Below are 795 nucleotides of genomic sequence, written 5' to 3' on the forward strand. Positions count from 1 at the left end.
AGAGCCTACATCGCCCCCTCTGGTTAAGAACCAGAATTCATTATTTTCATTCACAGGTGAAAGCATTTTTCTTTCTTCGATTATTTCTCGAATCATGTCATCAGAATATGAACGATAGGTCAGGTAAGATAATAGTTCAATGACGATGCAAGCAATTAAAAGTGCGCTGAATATAATAGGAAAAACACCAAAACTAATGGATAAAATAAGAGCAACATTTGCACCTAAGTATACAAATATTCTAAGCGCCAAGGTTCCAAGATTACTCAAATACAAGTCATCCGGCTCTGGTTTTCGAGACTGTAAAAAAGCAGTGCTAATAACGACGATTGGAACTATCATTGTCATAGCAATGTTTACTATGGTTAGCGGATGCATTACCTCTAAAAAGAAGTTCCCAAAAAGCACCATTGCGTGAACTGCTAGAAAGAAAATTAAAATATTTTTGACCATTACCCATAAAGGCTCAAATTCTGGATTTGGATTTTCCACCCAGCGCGGTCTAGTAACACCCGTACTTTCGATGGGATGATCATATTTTTGATTAATCTTCATGGCGCCACCATCATTCCCTGATACAAATCAGAATTTTGAAAGTCAGGTTGGTTAATAGTTGTGTTTGAACTCCATTCACGAAAAGCTCTCAGCGCCTTATCCTTTACACCAGAAGTATTTATAACATAGCCAATTAAAGCCCCTGCTACTGCGACAACAGCAAACCCAACTCCTGCTATCACCATAGGCGCAAGTGCAACACCAGCTGCCGCTAAGATGGTAACTCCAAACGCCGTCAAC

2 protein-coding genes are annotated in these 795 nt (G+C 39.4%); both read right to left on the bottom strand.

Going from position 1 to position 795, the window contains the following annotated elements:
* Nucleotides 1–555: hypothetical protein (locus D791_RS18620; protein ID WP_036515058.1), on the bottom strand; the 555-nt coding region annotated here is incomplete at its 3' end.
* Nucleotides 552–795 (bottom strand): hypothetical protein (locus tag D791_RS18625; RefSeq protein WP_157682437.1); only part of this gene is annotated, 244 nt, incomplete at its 5' end. The genes D791_RS18625 and D791_RS18620, both read right to left, overlap by 4 nt.

Source organism: Nitrincola nitratireducens (genome assembly GCF_000585235.1).
Taxonomy (GTDB): domain Bacteria; phylum Pseudomonadota; class Gammaproteobacteria; order Pseudomonadales; family Balneatricaceae; genus Nitrincola; species Nitrincola alkalisediminis.